Source organism: Streptomyces sp. NPDC001787 (assembly GCF_040297465.1).
Lineage (GTDB): Bacteria > Actinomycetota > Actinomycetes > Streptomycetales > Streptomycetaceae > Streptomyces.
Genome location: NZ_JBEOZE010000005.1, coordinates 265,438 through 281,865, shown reverse-complemented (window position 1 = coordinate 281,865; position 16,428 = coordinate 265,438). Strand labels below are relative to the sequence as shown.

The following is a 16,428-nucleotide window of genomic DNA, read 5'->3' as shown; positions in this document are numbered from 1 at the left end:
ACAGAAACCTAACCGGCCGGGGCCCGCTCCGGCGAACCGGTCCCCGCGTCCGGACCGCGCCGGACCGGGGAGCCGGCCCACACGTCCCCGCCGGGGGCCGCCTCCCCGCCGATCCCCGTGTCCCCGCCGGACCCCACCGGACCGCCGTGCCCCACCGGACCGCCGGTCCCCGCACCCCGGCCGGGCCCCGCCGCACGCGGCGGCCGTCCCGGTTCGCGCAGCCGCCCCGCCGCCAGCACCGCCACCCCGGCACCGCCCGCGAGCACCGCGCAGAGCGGCCACAGCAGCGCGGGAGCGCCCGCGTACAGGGCGCCGCCCAGCGGCGGCGCCAGCACCTGACCGCTGATCGAGGCACCCGCGTACAGACTCTGGAAACGGCCCTGGGCGTGGCCGGGCGCCTGATCGGCCACATACGCCGTGGCGGGCGTCTTGTAGAGGATCTCCCCCAGCGTCAGCGACACCATCATGGCGACGGCGAACAGCACTCCGGCGCCGGGGATCAGCACGGCGTAGCCGAGCCCCACCAGCAGCAGGCCCACTCCCACGATGCCCAGCGGCGAGCGGTTGCGCAGGGCGTGTGCCGCGGGCAGTTCGAGGCACAGGATGACGCCGCCGTTGACCGCGATCAGCCAGCCGTAGAACTGGGTGCCGTGGCCGTGGTCGGCGAGGAAGACGGGCAGGGTGGAGTACTGCTGCCGGTAGACGAGGTCGACACAGACGATCGCGGCGAGCAGCACCAGCACCGCGGGCCTGGCCCGCAGTTCGCGCCAGAGCCCCGGGGCGTGCGGGTCACGGGCGGGCCCGGTGCGCGCGGGGCCGCGGGCGGGCAGGATCCTGGCGACGTACGCGGCGAAGAGCAGGGTGCCCAGCCCGTCGGCCAGGAAGAGCCAGTCGTACGAGAAGCGGGCGGCGATCAGCGCGCCGAGCGGCGGTCCGACGGCGAAGCCCCCGTTCGCCGCGAAGCGCGTGAGCGCGAAGCTCTGGCGCCGGCCGCCTTCGGGTACGGAGACCGCGACGAGTGCGGCGTTGGCCGCCCGTACGACGCCCGAGGCGTACTGGGCGAGCGGCAGCACCGCGCAGAGGGCGGCGACCGGGAGGACGGGCAGGGCGACGAGTGCGGCGCCGCTCGCGCAGGCACCGGCCAGCAGCATCCGGCGGTGGCCGTAGCGGTCGCCGAACCAGCCCCCGGTGAAGTTCCCGGCGACCAGCCCGATGCCGCCGATGCCGCTGATCACTCCGGCCTGGGCGACGGACAGACCGCGCGGCCCCGTCAGATAGACGAAGAGATAGACGAAGGTGAAGCTGACGACACCGTTGAGAAACGCGCCCAACGCCAGCAGCCGTACCGTGCCCGGCACTTCGCGCAACATGCCCATCCGACCCGCCCCCGATAGAGTTCCCTTTGGGAACGGACTATGGCAGCATGCTTTCGGCGGGTCAACCGCGTACAACTGACCGTGAACGACAGCCCCGGGAAGCCACGAACGGAAGAGGCGAGCCATGCCGCAGCGCACCAGCCTGGCGGACGCCGACTGCTCGATCGCCCAGGCACTGGACGTCGTCGGCGACTGGTGGACCCTGCTGATCGTGCGGGACACCGCACGCGGCGTGCACCGCTTCGACGCGCTCCAGCAGGAGCTGGGCGTCTCGCGCAAGGTGCTCACCGAGCGGCTGCGCCTGCTCGTCGAGGCGGATGTGCTGTCCCGGGAGCCGTACCAGGACCGCCCCGCGCGGTACGAGTACCGGCTCACCCCGCGCGGCCGCGCCCTGCTGCCCGTACTGATCGCGCTCCAGGACTGGGGCGATTCCTGGGTTCTGGGGGACGGAGAGACGATGGCGACGACCTCGGAGTCCTCGAAGGAGGCGGCCCGGGTGCACGCCCTGGTGGGCACCCGGCTGCCGGAGCTGCGCCTGCTCGACCACGACGGGGCCCCGCGCGACCCGGTCGCCGCCACCCCGTACACGGTCCTCTACTGCTTCCCCGGCGCGTACGCCCGCGCGGACGCCTACCCTCCGGGATGGGGACAGATCCCGGGGGCGCGCGGCTGCACCCTCGAATCGTGCACGTACCGGGACCAGTTGGCCGAGTTCACGGCGGCCGGTGCGACCGTGCACGGGGTGTCCGCCCAGCGCCCGGACGAGCAGCGGGCGTTCGCCGACGCCGAGGGGCTGCGCTTCCCGCTGCTCTCGGACGCGGAGCTGTCCCTGACGGCGGCCCTGCGGCTGCCGACGTTCCGTGTGGCGGGCGTGGGCCGGCTCAAGCGGCTGACGCTGGTGGTGGACCGGGACCGGACGGTCCACGAGGTGCTCTACCCGATCACGGACATCGAGGCGAGCGTCCGTACGGCACTGGACACGGTGCGCCGCCTGGGCGCGTCCGGCTGAGCCGACCGACGGCGGGGCGGCGGGACCAGGCGGAACGGCTGGACCAGCGGACGGCGGGACCGGGGCACGCGGGACGGCAACGGGGCCGGCCGGCAGGTCGGACAGCGGTCGGCGGTCGGCGGTCGGCGGGACGGGCAGCGGTCGGCGGGACGGTCGGCGGGTCGGCGGATCGGGCGGCGGATCGGCGGATCGGGCGGCGGATCGGCGGATCGGTCGAACCCGCTCCGTCAGGGGCGCGGGGACGCGTCCGCGACTCGCGCCAGCATCTCCCGGGCGTAGCGCGCGTCGTAGGAACCCCCGGTGAGCAGCACCTGGAGGCAGATCCCGTCCATCAGCGCGACGAGCGCCCGCGCGGTGGCCGGGTCGGTCCGCCCGGCCAGCAGTTCGACCGCCCCGTCGGCCCACTCGGCGGCGACCGGGCGCAGCGCGGGGCGGCGCAGGGCGGCGAGATACAGCTCGTACTCCAGCTCCGTCGCCCCGCGTCCGCCCTCGAACCACTCGCCCAGCAGCCTGCTCAGCTCCTCGGCCAGCTCGGCACCGTCCCCCCGGCCGGAGGCCCCGGCCAGGACACTGCTCTCCCGAAGGGCCTGGCCGAAGTTCTCGTTGCAGCGGCGCAGGGCGGCGATCAGAAGCTCGTCGAGCGAGCCGAAGTGATACGTCGTCGAGCCGAGCGGAACATCGGCTTCGGCGGCCACGCTGCGGTGGCTGAGCCCCGCGATGCCCTTGGCCTCGACCACGCGGAGGGCAGCGTCGATGATGTGCTCGCGCCGATCGGGGTCGTAACGCCGGGCCATCAGTGGGCGCCGCCCATGTTCAGGACCACGACCCCGGCGATGATCAGGGCGATGCCCGCCACCTTGAGCAGGTTCCCGGACTCCCCCATGAAGATCACGCCGATCGCGGCGACGGCGGCGGTGCCCACCCCGGCCCAGATCGCGTAGGCCGTGCCCACGGAGAGTGTCTTCAGGGTCTGCGCGAGCAGGGCGAAGGCGAGGACATACCCCGCGAGGGTGATCAGGGAGGGCCAGAGCCGGGTGAAGCCCTCGCTGTATTTCATGGCCGTCGTCGCGGTCACCTCGGCGGCTATGGCGGCCGCCAGCAGTCCGTATCCCATGTGTACGAGTGTACGCATCGTTGCGTACGCCCGTACACATCAGCTGTCCGCCCGGGACGCTACGGTGTCCCGACCGACGACACGGCACAACAGCACGACCACGGCACAGCCATGACACGGCCACGACACGGCCGACGACACGACGGAGACGCAGTGACGCAGGATGCAGGGTGGGGCGGGGGCCCCGGCGGGGGCGCACCCTACGGCGGGGGCCCGCACGGCGGGGGTCCCTACGGAGGAGGGCCCGGAGGCGGGCCCTACGGAGGACCGCCCGGAGGCTGGGGCGGCGGGGGCTGGGGCGGCGGCACCTGGGCGGCTCCGCCGAAGCCGGGGGTCATACCCCTCGCGCCGCTGAGGGTCTCGGACATACTCAGCGGCGCGTTCTCCACCATGGGCCGCTACTGGAAGCCCCTGTTCGGTATGGGTGTGACCGCCTTCGCCGGGGCGACGCTGCTGCTGGTGGCGGCGGTCCTCGTCGCGATCTCCGCCGTCGCGGACCACTGGGAGGCGGTCACGGCCGACGACTACTGGGGGACCTCGTCCTCACAGGCCCCGGCCTCGGAGGACTGGATCCCGCTGGCGGTCGCCCTCGGCGTGCTGATCATCATCGGCACCGTCGTGTACGTCCTGGCCGGCGCCCTGATGCAGGCCGCCGTCCCGGCGATACTCCAGCAGGCCGTGCTGGGCCGCCCGGCCACCTTCGGGGCGGTCTGGAAGCGGGCCTGGGCCCGGGTCTGGGCCGTGATCGGCACCGTGTTCCTCACGGCGGTGATCGCCCTCGTACCGACCCTGCTCGCCATGACCGCCTTCATCGGCATGATCATCTACTTCGTGGGCGGCGATGACGGCGTCCTGCCGATGCTGTGGATCGGTATCCCCGGCTTCCTGCTCCTCGGGCCGCTGGCGATCTGGCTCTATGTGAAGCTCTCGCTGGCCCCGTCGATCGTGGTCTTCGAGGACCAGGGCCCGGTCGCGGCCCTGCGCCGCTCGTCCCAGCTGGTGGGCGGCGCCTGGTGGCGCATCCTGGGGATCTCGCTGCTCGGGTACGTCATGGCGTCGATGGCCGGCTCGCTGCTCCAGATGCCGTTCTCGGTCATGGGCTCGTTCCCGGGCCTGATCGACACCGAAGAGCTGGCCCCCGGCGCGAGTGCCGGCACGATCGTGGCCGCCATGAGCGGTCTGATCGTGCTCATGCTGGTCAGCCAGATGATCAGCCAGCTGTTCTCCACCATCTTCCCGCCGCTGGTCGTCGGCCTGCTCTACGTGGACCGGCGCATCCGCACGGAGGACCTGGGCCCGGTCCTGGCCGAGGCGGCCGTCGTGCTGCCCGAACAGTACGGCCCGCCCCCGGCCACCCCATGACATCCGGACCGGGCGGTCACCGACGGCGCCGGTGAAACGCGTGAACGGCCGTGCCCGCCAGGCAGACTGGCGGGCACGGCCGTTCACTGTCGTACGACGGCGCGACGCGACAGGGCGACACGCGACTCGACGGGGTCACCGGACGTGGACGTCCGGGGACGTCTCAGACGTTGAAGCCGAGCGCGCGCAGCTGCTCGCGCCCGTCGTCCGTGATCTTGTCCGGGCCCCACGGCGGCATCCAGACCCAGTTGATCCGCAGCTCGCTGACGATGCCGTCGGTCGCGGACTTCGCCTGGTCCTCGATGACATCGGTCAGCGGACAGGCCGCCGACGTCAGGGTCATGTCGAGAGTGGCGATATTGGCGTCGTCGACGTGGATGCCGTAGATCAGCCCCAGGTTGACGACGTCGATGCCCAGCTCGGGGTCGACCACGTCGTACAGCGCCTCGCGGACCTCCTCCTCGGAGGCCGGCTTGGTGGTGAGAGTCTCGTTGTCGCTCATGCCGTCTTCCCTTCGGACAGCGCCTTCGCCGTCGCGTCCTTCCACGCCATCCAGCTCAGCAGCGCGCACTTGACCCGGGCCGGGTACTTGGAGACACCGGCGAACGCGACCGCGTCCTCCAGCACCTCCTCCATCTCCTCGTCCGGCTCCAGCTGACCCTTGGACTGCATCAGCTCCAGGAACGCTTCCTGGATCCGCTGCGCCTGGGCGAGCTCCTTGCCGACCAGCAGCTCGTTCAGCACGGAGGCGCTGGCCTGGCTGATGGAGCAGCCCTGGCCCTCGTAGCTCACGTCGGCGAGGGTCTCGCCGTCGTACTTCACCCGGAGTGTGATCTCGTCACCGCACGTCGGGTTGACGTGATGCACCTCGGCGTCGCCGTCCCGCAGGCCACGCCCATGGGGGTGCTTGTAGTGGTCCAGGATCACTTCCTGGTACATCGAATCAAGCTTCACCAGTCAACCCTCAGCCGAAGAAGTTCCGGACGTGCTCCAGACCGTCCACCAGGGCGTCGACCTCGGCGGGCGTGGAGTACAGATAGAACGACGCTCGCGTCGTCGCGGGAATTCCGTACCGCAGGCAGACCGGCCGTGCGCAGTGGTGACCGACCCGGACGGCGATGCCCTCCTCGTCGAGGACCTGGCCCACGTCGTGCGGGTGGATGTCGCCGAGCGTGAAGGAGATCGTGGCGCCGCGGTCCTCGGCCGTCGCCGGACCGATGATCCGGAGGTCCGGGACCTCCAGGAGCCGCTTCACCGCGTACTCGGTGATCGCGTGCTCATGGCGGTAGATCTTCTCCATGCCGATCGCCGAGAGGTAGTCCACGGCCGCGCCGAGGCCGACGGCCTGGGCGATCGGGGGCGTACCCGCCTCGAACTTGTGCGGCGCGGGGGCATATGTCGACGAGTGCATCGACACGGTCTCGATCATCTCGCCGCCGCCGAGGAACGGAGGCAGGTCCTCCAGGAGCTCCTGCCGTCCCCACAGCACGCCGATACCGGTCGGGCCGACCATCTTGTGGCCGGTGAAGGCCACGAAGTCGGCCTGGAGCGCCTGCACGTCGAGCACCATGTGCGGGGCCGCCTGCGAGGCGTCGATGCAGACCAGCGCGCCGACCTGCTGGGCACGGCGGATGATCTTCTCGACCGGGTTGATCGTGCCCATGATGTTCGAGACCAGGGTGAAGGAGACGATCTTCGTCTTCTCCGTGATGATCTCGTCGATGTTGGACAGGTCGAGACGGCCGTCGTCCGTGATGCCGAACCACTTCAGCTTCGCACCGGTGCGCTGCGAGAGCAGCTGCCACGGCACGATGTTGGAGTGGTGCTCCATCTCGGTGGTGACGATCTCGGTGTCGCGGTCGACCCGATAGGGCTCGTCCGCCCAGCCCAGCATGTTGGCCACGAGGTTGAGCGACTCGGAGGCGTTCTTCGTGAAGATCACCTCGTTGCGGCTGGGCGCGTTGATGAAGGCCGCGACCTTGTCGCGAGCGCCCTCGTACAGCGCGGTGGCCTCCTCCGCGATGGTGTACACACCGCGGTGGACGTTGGCGTTGTGCCGCTCGTAGTACTCGTTGAGCGCGTCGAGGACCTGCCGCGGCTTCTGCGAGGTCGCCGCGCTGTCCAGGTACACGATCTTCTTGCCGTCGTGGACCGTGCGGTCCAGGAGGGGGAAGTCCTTGCGGATCGCCTCGGTGTCGAGGAGGCCGGAGAGCCCCTGTCGGGCGTCAGTCACGCGGAAGCGCCACCCTTCACGTATGCCTCGTAGCCCTCGTTCTCCAGCTTGTCGGCGAGTTCGGCGCCGCCGGACTCGGCGATACGGCCGTTGGCGAAGACGTGCACGAAGTCGGGCTTGATGTAGCGGAGGATCCGCGTGTAGTGCGTGATCAGCAGGGTGCCGACCTCGCCGCCCTCACGGACCCGGTTGACTCCCTCGGAGACGGTCTTCAGCGCGTCGACGTCCAGACCGGAGTCCGTCTCGTCGAGGATCGCGATCTTCGGCTTGAGGAGCTCCAGCTGAAGGATCTCGTGGCGCTTCTTCTCACCGCCGGAGAAGCCCTCGTTGACGTTGCGCTCGGCGAAGGACGGGTCCATCTGGAGACCGGCCATCGTCTCCTTGACCTCCTTCACCCACGTACGCAGCTTGGGCGCCTCGCCGCGGACGGCGGTGGCGGAGGTGCGCAGGAAGTTGGAGACCGAGACACCGGGGATCTCGACCGGGTACTGCATGGCGAGGAACAGGCCGGCGCGGGCGCGCTCGTCGACGGACATCTCCAGGACGTCCTCGCCGTCGAGGGTGACCTTGCCCTGCGTGATCGTGTACTTGGGGTGACCCGCCAGCGAGTACGCGAGGGTGGACTTGCCGGACCCGTTGGGGCCCATGATGGCGTGGGTCTCGCCCTGCTTCACGGTCAGGTCGACGCCCTTGAGGATCTCCTTCGTGGCGTTGTCGGCCTCGACGGTGACGTGCAGGTCGCGGATTTCAAGCGTTGCCATGGGTGACTCAGGACTCCTGGGTGACGGAGACGAGCACATCGTCCCCTTCGATCTTTACGGGGTATACGGGGACGGGGCGCGTCGCGGGAAGGCCGGACGGCTTGCCGGTACGGAGGTCGAAGCTCGATCCGTGCAGCCAGCACTCGATCATGCAGTCCTCCACCTCGCCCTCCGACAGCGAGACGTTCGCGTGCGAGCAGATGTCGTTGATCGCGAACACCTCGCCCTCGGTGCGGACGACGGAGACGGGTGTGCCGTCGAGCTCCACCCGCTTGGGGGTGTCGTCCTCCAGCTCACTCAGCGCACAGGCTTTGACGAAGGACATCAGACGGACGCCTTCAGCTCGGTCTCGATCTTGTCGAGAAGACGCGCTTCGACGTCCGGCAGGCCGATCTGCTGGACCAGCTCGGCGAAGAAGCCGCGCACGACGAGACGGCGGGCCTCCTCTGCCGGGATACCGCGTGACTGGAGGTAGAAGAGCTGCTCGTCGTCGAAGCGGCCGGTCGCCGAGGCGTGGCCGGCGCCGACGATCTCGCCGGTCTCGATCTCCAGGTTGGGCACGGAGTCGACCCGGGCGCCGTCCGTGAGGACGAGGTTCCGGTTCATCTCGTAGGTGTCGGTGCCCTCGGCCCTGGCCTGGATGAGGACGTCACCGATCCATACGGCGTGCGCGCCCTCGCCCTGGAGGGCGCCCTTGTACACCGCGTTGGACTTGCAGTGCGGGGTGTTGTGGTCGACCAGGAGGCGGTGCTCCTGGTGCTGGCCCTTGTCGGTGAAGTACAGGCCGAAGAGCTCGGCCTCGCCGCCGGTGCCCGCGTAGGCGACCCGCGGGTGCAGCCGCACCAGGTCCCCTCCGAAGGTGACGACGATCGACTTGAAGGAGGCGTCCCGGCCGACCAGCGCGTTGTGCTGGCCGACGTGGACGGCCGTGTCGTCCCAGTCCTGGACGGAGACGACGGTCAGCTTCGCGCCGTCACCGAGGACGTAGTCGACGTTGGCGGCGAGCACCGCGTCACCGGTGTGGTCGATGACGACGACGGCTTCGGCGAAGGCGCCCAGCTCGATGACCTGGTGGCCGTAGGCCACACCGCCCTCGCCGTGCACGGCGATCCGGACCGGCTCGGTGAGCACGGCCTCCTTGGCGACCGTGACGACGGAGGCCTTCTCGAAGGCGGAGTACGCCTGGGCGGCGACCCGGTCCACCGGCGTACCGGCCCTGCCGAGCCGCGCGTCGTCGCGGCCGACGGTCTCCACGGTGACGCCCTCGGGCGCCTCGATCACGACCTTGACGCCGCCGCCGGTGGCGACCGCCGTGCCGTCGTGCAGCCCGCGCAGCCGCTCCAGCGGCGTGAAGCGCCATTCCTCCTCGCGGCCGTGCGGGACCGGGAAGTCCGCGACGTCGAAGGACGGGGGCGCGCTCATGCGCGTGGCGACGGTCGACTCGGCGGCCACCGCGATGGACCCGGCGGTGGTGGAGCCCACCGGAATGTTCTGAGCCTCAGCCATGGCTGTCGTAGTGCTCGCTTTCTCAGTCAGGAACTCGGGATTCGTCCGGTGGTACGGCGCACGGCCGTACTAGCCGACCGAACCCTCCATCTGCAGCTCGATCAGCCGGTTGAGCTCCAGGGCGTACTCCATGGGCAGCTCCTTCGCGATCGGCTCGACGAAGCCGCGCACGATCATCGCCATGGCCTCGAACTCGGTGAGTCCGCGGCTCATGAGGTAGAAGAGCTGGTCCTCGGAGACCTTGGAGACGGTCGCCTCGTGGCCCATCGACACGTCGTCCTCGCGGACATCGACGTAGGGGTAGGTGTCGGAGCGCGAGATCGTGTCGACCAGCAGCGCGTCACAGAGCACGTTGGACTTCGCGCCCGGCGCGCCCTCACCGATCTCGATCAGACCTCGGTAGGAGGTACGGCCGCCGCCCCGCGCCACCGACTTGGAGACGATGTTGGAGGAGGTGTTCGGGGCCATGTGGACCATCTTGGCACCGGCGTCCTGGTGCTGGCCCTCGCCCGCGAAGGCGATGGAGAGCGTCTCGCCCTTGGCGTGCTCGCCCATCAGGTAGACCGCCGGGTACTTCATCGTGACCTTGGAGCCGATGTTGCCGTCGACCCACTCCATGGTCGCGCCCTCGTACGCCACGGCGCGCTTGGTGACGAGGTTGTAGACGTTGTTCGACCAGTTCTGGATGGTCGTGTAGCGGCAACGGCCGCCCTTCTTCACGATGATCTCGACCACGGCGCTGTGCAGCGAGTCCGAGGAGTAGATCGGCGCGGTGCAGCCCTCGACGTAGTGGACGTAGGCGTCCTCGTCGACGATGATCAGCGTCCGCTCGAACTGGCCCATGTTCTCCGTGTTGATACGGAAGTAGGCCTGGAGCGGGATGTCTACGTGGACACCCTTGGGAACGTAGATGAACGATCCGCCGGACCACACGGCCGTGTTCAGCGAGGCGAACTTGTTGTCGCCGACCGGGATGACGGTGCCGAAGTACTCCTTGAAGAGCTCCGGGTGCTCCTTCAGCGCGGTGTCGGTGTCGAGGAAGATGACGCCCTGCTCCTCCAGGTCCTCACGGATCTGGTGGTAGACGACCTCGGACTCGTACTGCGCGGCGACACCGGCGACCAGGCGCTGCTTCTCCGCCTCGGGGATGCCGAGCTTGTCGTACGTGTTCTTGATGTCCTCGGGCAGGTCCTCCCAGGACTCCGCCTGCTTCTCGGTGGACCGTACGAAGTACTTGATGTTGTCGAAGTCGATGCCCGACAGGTCGGAGCCCCAGTTCGGCATGGGCTTCTTGCCGAACAGCTTCAGGCCCTTGAGCCGCAGCTTCAGCATCCATTCGGGTTCGCTCTTCTTGTCCGAGATGTCGCGGACGACAGCCTCGGAGAGGCCGCGCTTCGCCGCCGCTCCTGCCGCGTCGGAGTCGGCCCAGCCGAATTCGTACGTGCCCAGACCCTCGAGCTCAGGGTGGGCAGTCTCCGTGGGGAGCGTCATGCGGGGTTCCTCCCGGCCGTGCTTGCAGATGCTGATGGGGTGGTCTGTGGTGGTGCTGCGTGACCGTTGCGCGGCACGAAGGTCGTACACACGCCGTCGCCGTGGGCGAGGGTGGCCAGACGCTGCACATGGGTCCCGAGGAGGCTGGAGAAGAATTCCGTCTCCGCCTCGCACAGCTGTGGGAACTGTTCGGCGACATGCGCGACCGGGCAGTGGTGCTGGCACAGCTGCTCGCCCTGCTGGGGGGCCGGCGCACTTCGCGCCATGGCAGCGTACCCGTCGGCGGACAGGGCCTTGGCCAATGCCTCGGCGCGGTCCTCGGGAGCCGCGGCCTCGACCGCCTCGCGGTAACCCTCGGCCTGGGCGGCCATCCGGGCGCGGGCGAAGGCGAGCACCGCCCCGTCGCCCGAGGTCTCGGCGATCCAGCGCAGCGCGTCCGCGGCGAGCTTGTCGTAGGACTGGTCGAAGGCGTCCCGGCCGCAGGCGGTCAGGGCGAACACCTTGGCGGGGCGGCCGCGGGTCCGCGCCCCGTAGACCCGCTGTTCGCGGGGCTCGACGACATCGTCGGCGACGAGTGCGTCGAGGTGGCGGCGGACAGCGGCCTGGGTGAGGCCGACCCGCTTCGCCAGATCGGCCGCGGTGGAAGGGCCGTGATCCAGGATGGAGCGCGCGACCCGGTTGCGTGTCGAGCGCTCACCGGTCGCGAGTTCCTCCTGCGGAGCCTCGCCAACGTATTTCACAACGCCATTGTTGCGTAATTCATCCGGCCCTGACAACCACGGTCCGGAACGATCAACGGTGCGATTCGTCACTTAGGGTCACCTAATCTGGCCTCGCGGACCGGTCCGGCCCCGGCCCCGCGGGCCTCCCCGGGGGCGAACGCCCTCCCCGCCCTGCCTAAGGGCTGTCCCGCAATTCCTGGTGGATCAGCGCGCGGCGTCGGATGCGGTGCATCGCAAGGCGGAGAAGCGCCCGCATACTGGATGTATTCGGGCGTTTCGACAACGCGGCGAGGTGCCGCAGCTGTCGTCGTGCGCCCGCCAGGAACTGCGGGACAGCCCTTAGACTTACCCGCCATGAAGAGCGAGCCTGTCGTACTGGTCGAGGGCCTGGTGAAGCGGTACGGCGCCAAGACCGCCCTCGACGGCCTCGACCTGACCGTTCCGGCCGGCGCGGTGACCGCGGTCCTCGGCCCGAACGGTGCCGGGAAGACCACCACCGTCGAGACCTGCGAGGGATACCGCCGTCCCGACGCGGGAACCGTCCGGGTGCTCGGCCTCGACCCGGTCACCGAGGCGGACGAGCTCCGCCCGAGGATCGGGGTGATGCTCCAGTCCGGCGGGGTCTATTCGGGTGCGCGGGCCGAGGAGATGCTCCGCCACATGGCCCGGCTGCACGCCCATCCCCTGGACGTCGACACCCTGATCGACCGCCTCGGCCTCGGTGGCTGCGGCCGGACGGCGTACCGGCGGCTCTCCGGCGGGCAGCAGCAGCGGCTCTCGCTCGCCATGGCGGTCGTCGGCCGCCCCGAACTGCTCTTCCTGGACGAGCCGACCGCGGGCCTGGACCCACAGGCCCGCCGCTCCACCTGGGACCTCGTGAAAGAGCTGCGCGCCGACGGCGTGTCGACCGTGCTGACCACCCACTTCATGGACGAGGCGGAGGAGCTCGCCGACGAGGTCGCGATCATCGACGCGGGCCGGGTCATCGCCCGGGGCAGCCCGGAACAGCTGTGCCGCGGCGGCGCCGAGAACACCCTGCGCTTCACCGGACGGCCCGATCTGGACCTCGCCTCGCTCCTCAAGGCACTGCCCGACGGCAGCGGGGCCGCCGAGCCGATCCCGGGCACGTACCGCATCACGGGACAGATCGATCCGCAGCTGCTGGCCACCGTCACCTCCTGGTGCGCCCAGCACGGGGTCATGCCGGAGGGCATCTCCGTGGAGCGTCACACCCTGGAGGACGTCTTCCTCGAACTGACCGGCAAGGAGCTGCGCGCATGAGCGCCGGTACGTACTCCCCCCGCCCCGGCGCCGCCCCGCTGTCCCGCATGATCGCCGCGCAGACCGCGCTGGAGACGCGGATGCTGCTGCGCAACGGCGAGCAGCTGCTGCTGACGGTGATCATCCCGACGCTGCTGCTGGTGCTGTTCAGCGCCGTCGACATCATCGACACCGGCTCGGGCGAGCCGGTCGACTTCCTGGCGCCCGGCATCCTCGCGCTCGCGGTGATGTCCACGGCCTTCACCGGCCAGGCCATCGCCACCGGCTTCGAGCGCCGCTACGGGGTGCTCAAGCGGCTCGGCGCCTCGCCGCTGCCGCGCTGGGCGCTGATGACCTCCAAGACGCTGTCCGTCCTGGTCACCGAAGTGCTCCAGATCGTGCTGCTGACCGTCATCGCCTTCGCGCTGGGCTGGTCGCCGCACGGCGGCCCCGTCGCCGTCCTGCTGCTCCTGGTGCTGGGCACCGCGGCCTTCTCCGGGCTCGGGCTGCTGATGGCCGGGACGCTGAAGGCGGAGGCGACACTCGCGGCGGCCAACCTGGTCTTTCTGCTGCTGCTGGTCGGCGGCGGGGTCATCGTGCCGCTGGACAGGTTCCCGGACGCGGTGCAGTCGGTGCTGGGGCTGCTGCCGATCTCGGCGCTCTCGGACGGACTGCGGGACGTGCTCCAGCACGGCGCGTCCATGCCCTGGGGCGATCTCGGGATCCTGGCGGTCTGGGCGGTGCTGGGGCTGGGCGCGGCGGCCCGGTTCTTCCGCTGGGAGTGAGCACGCGGCTGCCGCCGGGAGTGAGCAGCCGCTGACATTCCGGTGATGTCCGGAGTCGTCCGGGAACCACCCCACCCCTCGTGAAAACATGCACAAGCCCCGGCCTACGATGGTGCGCGTGGAAACCCCCCTCTCCTACATCGCCAAGCGCTGGACGCCGTCCACCAAGGTGGTCCGGCGCGCCGCGCTCACCGCGGTCGTGATGACCGTGTTCATCATCATCACCGGTGGCGCCGTCCGGCTGACCGGCTCCGGTCTGGGCTGCGACACCTGGCCCAAGTGCACCGACGAGAGCCTCTTCGCCACGCCCGAGCAGGGCCTGCACGGCGCCATCGAATTCGGCAACCGCATGCTCACCTACGTCCTGTCGGCCGCGGTCGGCTGGGCGATCATCTCGGTGCGTTCCGCCAAGCCCCGGCGCCGCGCCCTGACGCGGCTGGCCTGGTCCCAGTTCTGGCTCGTGATGGGGAACGCCGTCATCGGCGGGATCACGGTCTGGGCCGGCCTCAACCCGTGGTCCGTGGCAGGACACTTCCTGCTGGCCAACTGCCTGCTCACCGTCGCGGTCATCACCTGGGTCCGGGTCGGCGAGGGCGACGGCCCGCGCAGTCCCCGCGCACCGCGTCCCGTACGCAACCTGTCCTGGGCCATCGTCGCCACCTCGGCGGTCCTGATCGCGCTCGGTACGACGGTGACCGGCTCCGGCAAGCACGCGGGCGACAGCAGCGACGTCCCGCGCATGCCGTGGGACTGGAACGCGGCGGCCCATGTGCACGCCATCGCCGCCTGGGTCGTCTGCGCGCTGGCCATCGGCATGTGGCTGGCGCTGCGGATGGTGGACGCCCCCGCCGACACCCGGGCACGCGCCCGGGACCTGCTGATCGTGCTGGTGGCACAGGGCGGGATCGGCTATGTGCAGTACTTCAGCGACGTGCCCGAGATCCTGGTCGGCCTCCACATGTTCGGCTCGTCCCTGATGTGGATCGCCGTGCTGCGGCTGGCGCTGAGCATGCGCGAGCGGCCGGCCGCCGTGGACGCCCCGGTCCCGGGACCGTCCGCCGAGCAGCAGAAGGCCACGCCCGCTCCCGCGGGCTGAACCGCCGGGGGCGACGGACCTCCCGACAGCCAATCGCCGCCCCCGGCTGCCGGGGGCGGCGATTCGCGCGTGCGGGGTCCGGGACGCGCCCGGGACCCACGCGTACGTACGGCCCGACGGGTGAACTCCGGGCGTGCCGCCGCCGGGTTCCGCCGGGCGGACGGCTCAGCGGTCGTTGGAGGGGCCGCCGACCTGGATGCCCGCCATCCTCGACCACTCGTACGGGCCGGTGCGGACCTTGGCCGCGAGATCGCCGTCGAAGGACTCGTGCATCGTGATGCCGGACTTCCGCGCCGCGTCCTCGGCGACGGCGTACGACGGTGCGACCAGGTCGCCCCAGCCGCCGTCCTCACCGACGAGGACGATGCGGGTGCCGGACTCCCCGATGTAGGCGAGCTGCCCCTGGGCCCCGCCGTGCTCCTTGGCGAAGGCGCCGATCTGCTTGGCGAGCCTCGCCGCCCTGCGCTCCGCGCGGGCCGCCCGCCTGCTGTCCGCCCGCCGGGTCTCTGCCGTGTCTGCTGCCGTCTCTGCCATGCACAGGATGCTACCGACGGGTAGATCAAACGGCGACGGGCGGGGTACGTGGCCTGGGCCACGTACCCCGCCCGTGGGGCGGCCGACCCGTCAGCGCAGGAAGGGGTCCACCGCGACGGCGACGAAGAGGAGCGAGACATAGGTGATGGACCAGTGGAACAGCCGCATCTCCTTGAGCTTGGCGCCCGTCACCCCGGCCTTGGCGCGGCTCTGCAGGCCGTGCGCCTCCCAGAGCCAGAAGGCGCCGGAGAGCACCGCGACCACCGTGTAGAACCAGCCCGTGTAGCCCAGCGGGGTCAGCAGCAGCGAGACCCCGACCATCACCCAGCTGTAGACGACGATCTGGCGGGCGACCACCTGGTTGGTGGCCACGACCGGGAGCATCGGGACGCCGACCCGGGCGTAGTCGTCCTTGACCTTCATGGACAGCGGCCAGTAGTGCGGCGGCGTCCAGAAGAACATGACCGCGAAGAGGATGACGGCGGCCCAGGACATCGAGTTGGTCACCGAGGACCAGCCGATGAGGACCGGCAGGCATCCGGCGATCCCGCCCCAGACGATGTTCTGCGAGGTACGGCGCTTCAGCAGCATCGTGTAGACGACGACGTAGAAGAGGAGCGCGCCGAGCGCGAGCCAGGCCGAGAGCCAGTTGACGAAGAACGCGAACCAGGCGGTGGAGATCACCGCGAGGGCGATTCCGAAGGCCAGGCACTCGCGCGGGCTCACCATGCCGGTGACCAGCGGGCGCTGCGACGTACGGTCCATCAACGCGTCGATGTCGCGGTCGATGTACATGTTCAGCGCGTTGGCACCGCCGGCGGAGAGATATCCGCCGATGGTGGTAGTGAGAACGAGCCACAGGTCGGGCACACCCTGAGCGGCGAGGAACATCACCGGAACAGTGGTGATGAGCAACAGCTCGATGATCCGCGGCTTGGTAAGCGCCACGAATGCCTTGATGCGGGCCCCGAACGGGCGATGGCCCCCTGGGCTCGGAGTCAAGGCGACCCCTGCGGGTCGGGACTCGACGGCCGTCACGCACACCCCTGACAGAGAAATCCCAGCAAGCTCCGGGAGTGAAGGCCCGGTAAAGACTTGCGCGAACCAGACCACTGTAGACGTTGGGGATACACCGATCTTCGCGGGGGTGGGGTCGTGTTGGGGTGGCGCCGCGATGAA

At 70.2% G+C, this 16,428-nt stretch carries 18 protein-coding genes; 5 read left to right on the top strand and 13 right to left on the bottom strand.

All coding sequences use genetic code 11. The annotated features are described in order from the left end of the window. Positions 1–8: 8 nt before the first annotated feature. Entirely contained in the window at positions 9–1,376 is a 1,368-nt protein-coding gene (locus tag ABT170_RS09860; RefSeq protein ID WP_351865599.1) for an MFS transporter, read from the bottom strand. Between the two features lie 124 nt (positions 1,377–1,500). Here ABT170_RS09860 and ABT170_RS09855 point away from each other — a divergent pair, with 124 nt between their 5' ends. After that, on the top strand, positions 1,501–2,385 hold the full coding sequence (locus ABT170_RS09855; RefSeq protein WP_351865596.1) for a winged helix-turn-helix transcriptional regulator: 885 nt from the start codon (positions 1,501–1,503) through the stop codon (positions 2,383–2,385). A gap of 227 nt (positions 2,386–2,612) precedes the next feature. Here the strand turns inward: ABT170_RS09855 and ABT170_RS09850 are convergent, their stop codons facing one another. Beyond that, positions 2,613–3,179 (bottom strand): TetR/AcrR family transcriptional regulator, encoded by a 567-nt coding sequence (locus ABT170_RS09850; RefSeq protein WP_351865593.1) that lies wholly within the window; start codon positions 3,177–3,179, stop codon positions 2,613–2,615. Continuing rightward, on the bottom strand, positions 3,179–3,499 hold the full coding sequence (locus ABT170_RS09845) for a DMT family transporter (RefSeq protein WP_351865590.1): 321 nt from the start codon (positions 3,497–3,499) through the stop codon (positions 3,179–3,181). Before ABT170_RS09845 ends, ABT170_RS09850 begins: the two co-directional genes overlap by 1 nt. Positions 3,500–3,652: 153 nt before the next feature. Here ABT170_RS09845 and ABT170_RS09840 point away from each other — a divergent pair, with 153 nt between their 5' ends. After that, on the top strand, positions 3,653–4,861 hold the full coding sequence (locus ABT170_RS09840) for a DUF7847 domain-containing protein (protein ID WP_502970496.1): 1,209 nt from the start codon (positions 3,653–3,655) through the stop codon (positions 4,859–4,861). Positions 4,862–5,024: 163 nt separating this feature from the next. Here ABT170_RS09840 and ABT170_RS09835 read toward each other — a convergent pair whose 3' ends face one another. The 8 genes from ABT170_RS09835 to ABT170_RS09800 form a co-directional block, all read right to left on the bottom strand. Further along, positions 5,025–5,363 (bottom strand): metal-sulfur cluster assembly factor, encoded by a 339-nt coding sequence (locus ABT170_RS09835; protein ID WP_073720270.1) that lies wholly within the window; start codon positions 5,361–5,363, stop codon positions 5,025–5,027. Further along, complete coding sequence (sufU, locus tag ABT170_RS09830) at positions 5,360–5,815, bottom strand: Fe-S cluster assembly sulfur transfer protein SufU (RefSeq protein ID WP_329942328.1); 456 nt, start codon at positions 5,813–5,815, stop codon at positions 5,360–5,362. The genes ABT170_RS09835 and sufU overlap by 4 nt, the downstream gene beginning before the upstream one ends. 10 nt (positions 5,816–5,825) lie before the next feature. Further along, the gene (locus tag ABT170_RS09825) at positions 5,826–7,094 is read right to left on the bottom strand and encodes a cysteine desulfurase (RefSeq protein WP_266929662.1); all 1,269 of its coding nucleotides are present in this window, start codon (positions 7,092–7,094) and stop codon (positions 5,826–5,828) included. Further along, positions 7,091–7,855: a Fe-S cluster assembly ATPase SufC gene (sufC, locus tag ABT170_RS09820; protein ID WP_329942327.1), complete on the bottom strand. Its 765-nt coding sequence runs from the start codon at positions 7,853–7,855 to the stop codon at positions 7,091–7,093. Before sufC ends, ABT170_RS09825 begins: the two co-directional genes overlap by 4 nt. Positions 7,856–7,862: 7 nt before the next feature. Continuing rightward, entirely contained in the window at positions 7,863–8,180 is a 318-nt protein-coding gene (locus ABT170_RS09815) for a bifunctional 3-phenylpropionate/cinnamic acid dioxygenase ferredoxin subunit (protein WP_329942326.1), read from the bottom strand. After that, complete coding sequence (gene sufD / locus ABT170_RS09810; RefSeq protein WP_329942325.1) at positions 8,180–9,361, bottom strand: Fe-S cluster assembly protein SufD; 1,182 nt, start codon at positions 9,359–9,361, stop codon at positions 8,180–8,182. Before sufD ends, ABT170_RS09815 begins: the two co-directional genes overlap by 1 nt. Before the next feature lie 69 nt (positions 9,362–9,430). Next, positions 9,431–10,852: a Fe-S cluster assembly protein SufB gene (sufB, locus tag ABT170_RS09805; RefSeq protein ID WP_266929667.1), complete on the bottom strand. Its 1,422-nt coding sequence runs from the start codon at positions 10,850–10,852 to the stop codon at positions 9,431–9,433. After that, positions 10,849–11,592: a helix-turn-helix transcriptional regulator gene (locus ABT170_RS09800; RefSeq protein WP_329942324.1), complete on the bottom strand. Its 744-nt coding sequence runs from the start codon at positions 11,590–11,592 to the stop codon at positions 10,849–10,851. The genes sufB and ABT170_RS09800 overlap by 4 nt, the downstream gene beginning before the upstream one ends. A 336-nt stretch (positions 11,593–11,928) precedes the next feature. Here ABT170_RS09800 and ABT170_RS09795 point away from each other — a divergent pair, with 336 nt between their 5' ends. The 3 genes from ABT170_RS09795 to ABT170_RS09785 all read left to right on the top strand — a co-directional run bounded on the left by ABT170_RS09795 (position 11,929) and on the right by ABT170_RS09785 (position 14,715). Next, positions 11,929–12,855, top strand: coding sequence for an ABC transporter ATP-binding protein (locus ABT170_RS09795; protein ID WP_329942323.1), 927 nt, complete (start codon positions 11,929–11,931; stop codon positions 12,853–12,855). Continuing rightward, positions 12,852–13,619: an ABC transporter permease gene (locus ABT170_RS09790; RefSeq protein WP_329942322.1), complete on the top strand. Its 768-nt coding sequence runs from the start codon at positions 12,852–12,854 to the stop codon at positions 13,617–13,619. The genes ABT170_RS09795 and ABT170_RS09790 overlap by 4 nt, the downstream gene beginning before the upstream one ends. 109 nt (positions 13,620–13,728) lie before the next feature. Continuing rightward, on the top strand, positions 13,729–14,715 hold the full coding sequence (locus tag ABT170_RS09785; protein WP_329942321.1) for a COX15/CtaA family protein: 987 nt from the start codon (positions 13,729–13,731) through the stop codon (positions 14,713–14,715). 165 nt (positions 14,716–14,880) lie between these two features. Here the strand turns inward: ABT170_RS09785 and ABT170_RS09780 are convergent, their stop codons facing one another. Next, complete coding sequence (locus ABT170_RS09780) at positions 14,881–15,249, bottom strand: hypothetical protein (protein WP_329942320.1); 369 nt, start codon at positions 15,247–15,249, stop codon at positions 14,881–14,883. 90 nt (positions 15,250–15,339) lie between these two features. Then, complete coding sequence (locus tag ABT170_RS09775; RefSeq protein WP_329942319.1) at positions 15,340–16,293, bottom strand: heme o synthase; 954 nt, start codon at positions 16,291–16,293, stop codon at positions 15,340–15,342. Between the last annotated feature and the right edge of the window lie 135 nt (positions 16,294–16,428).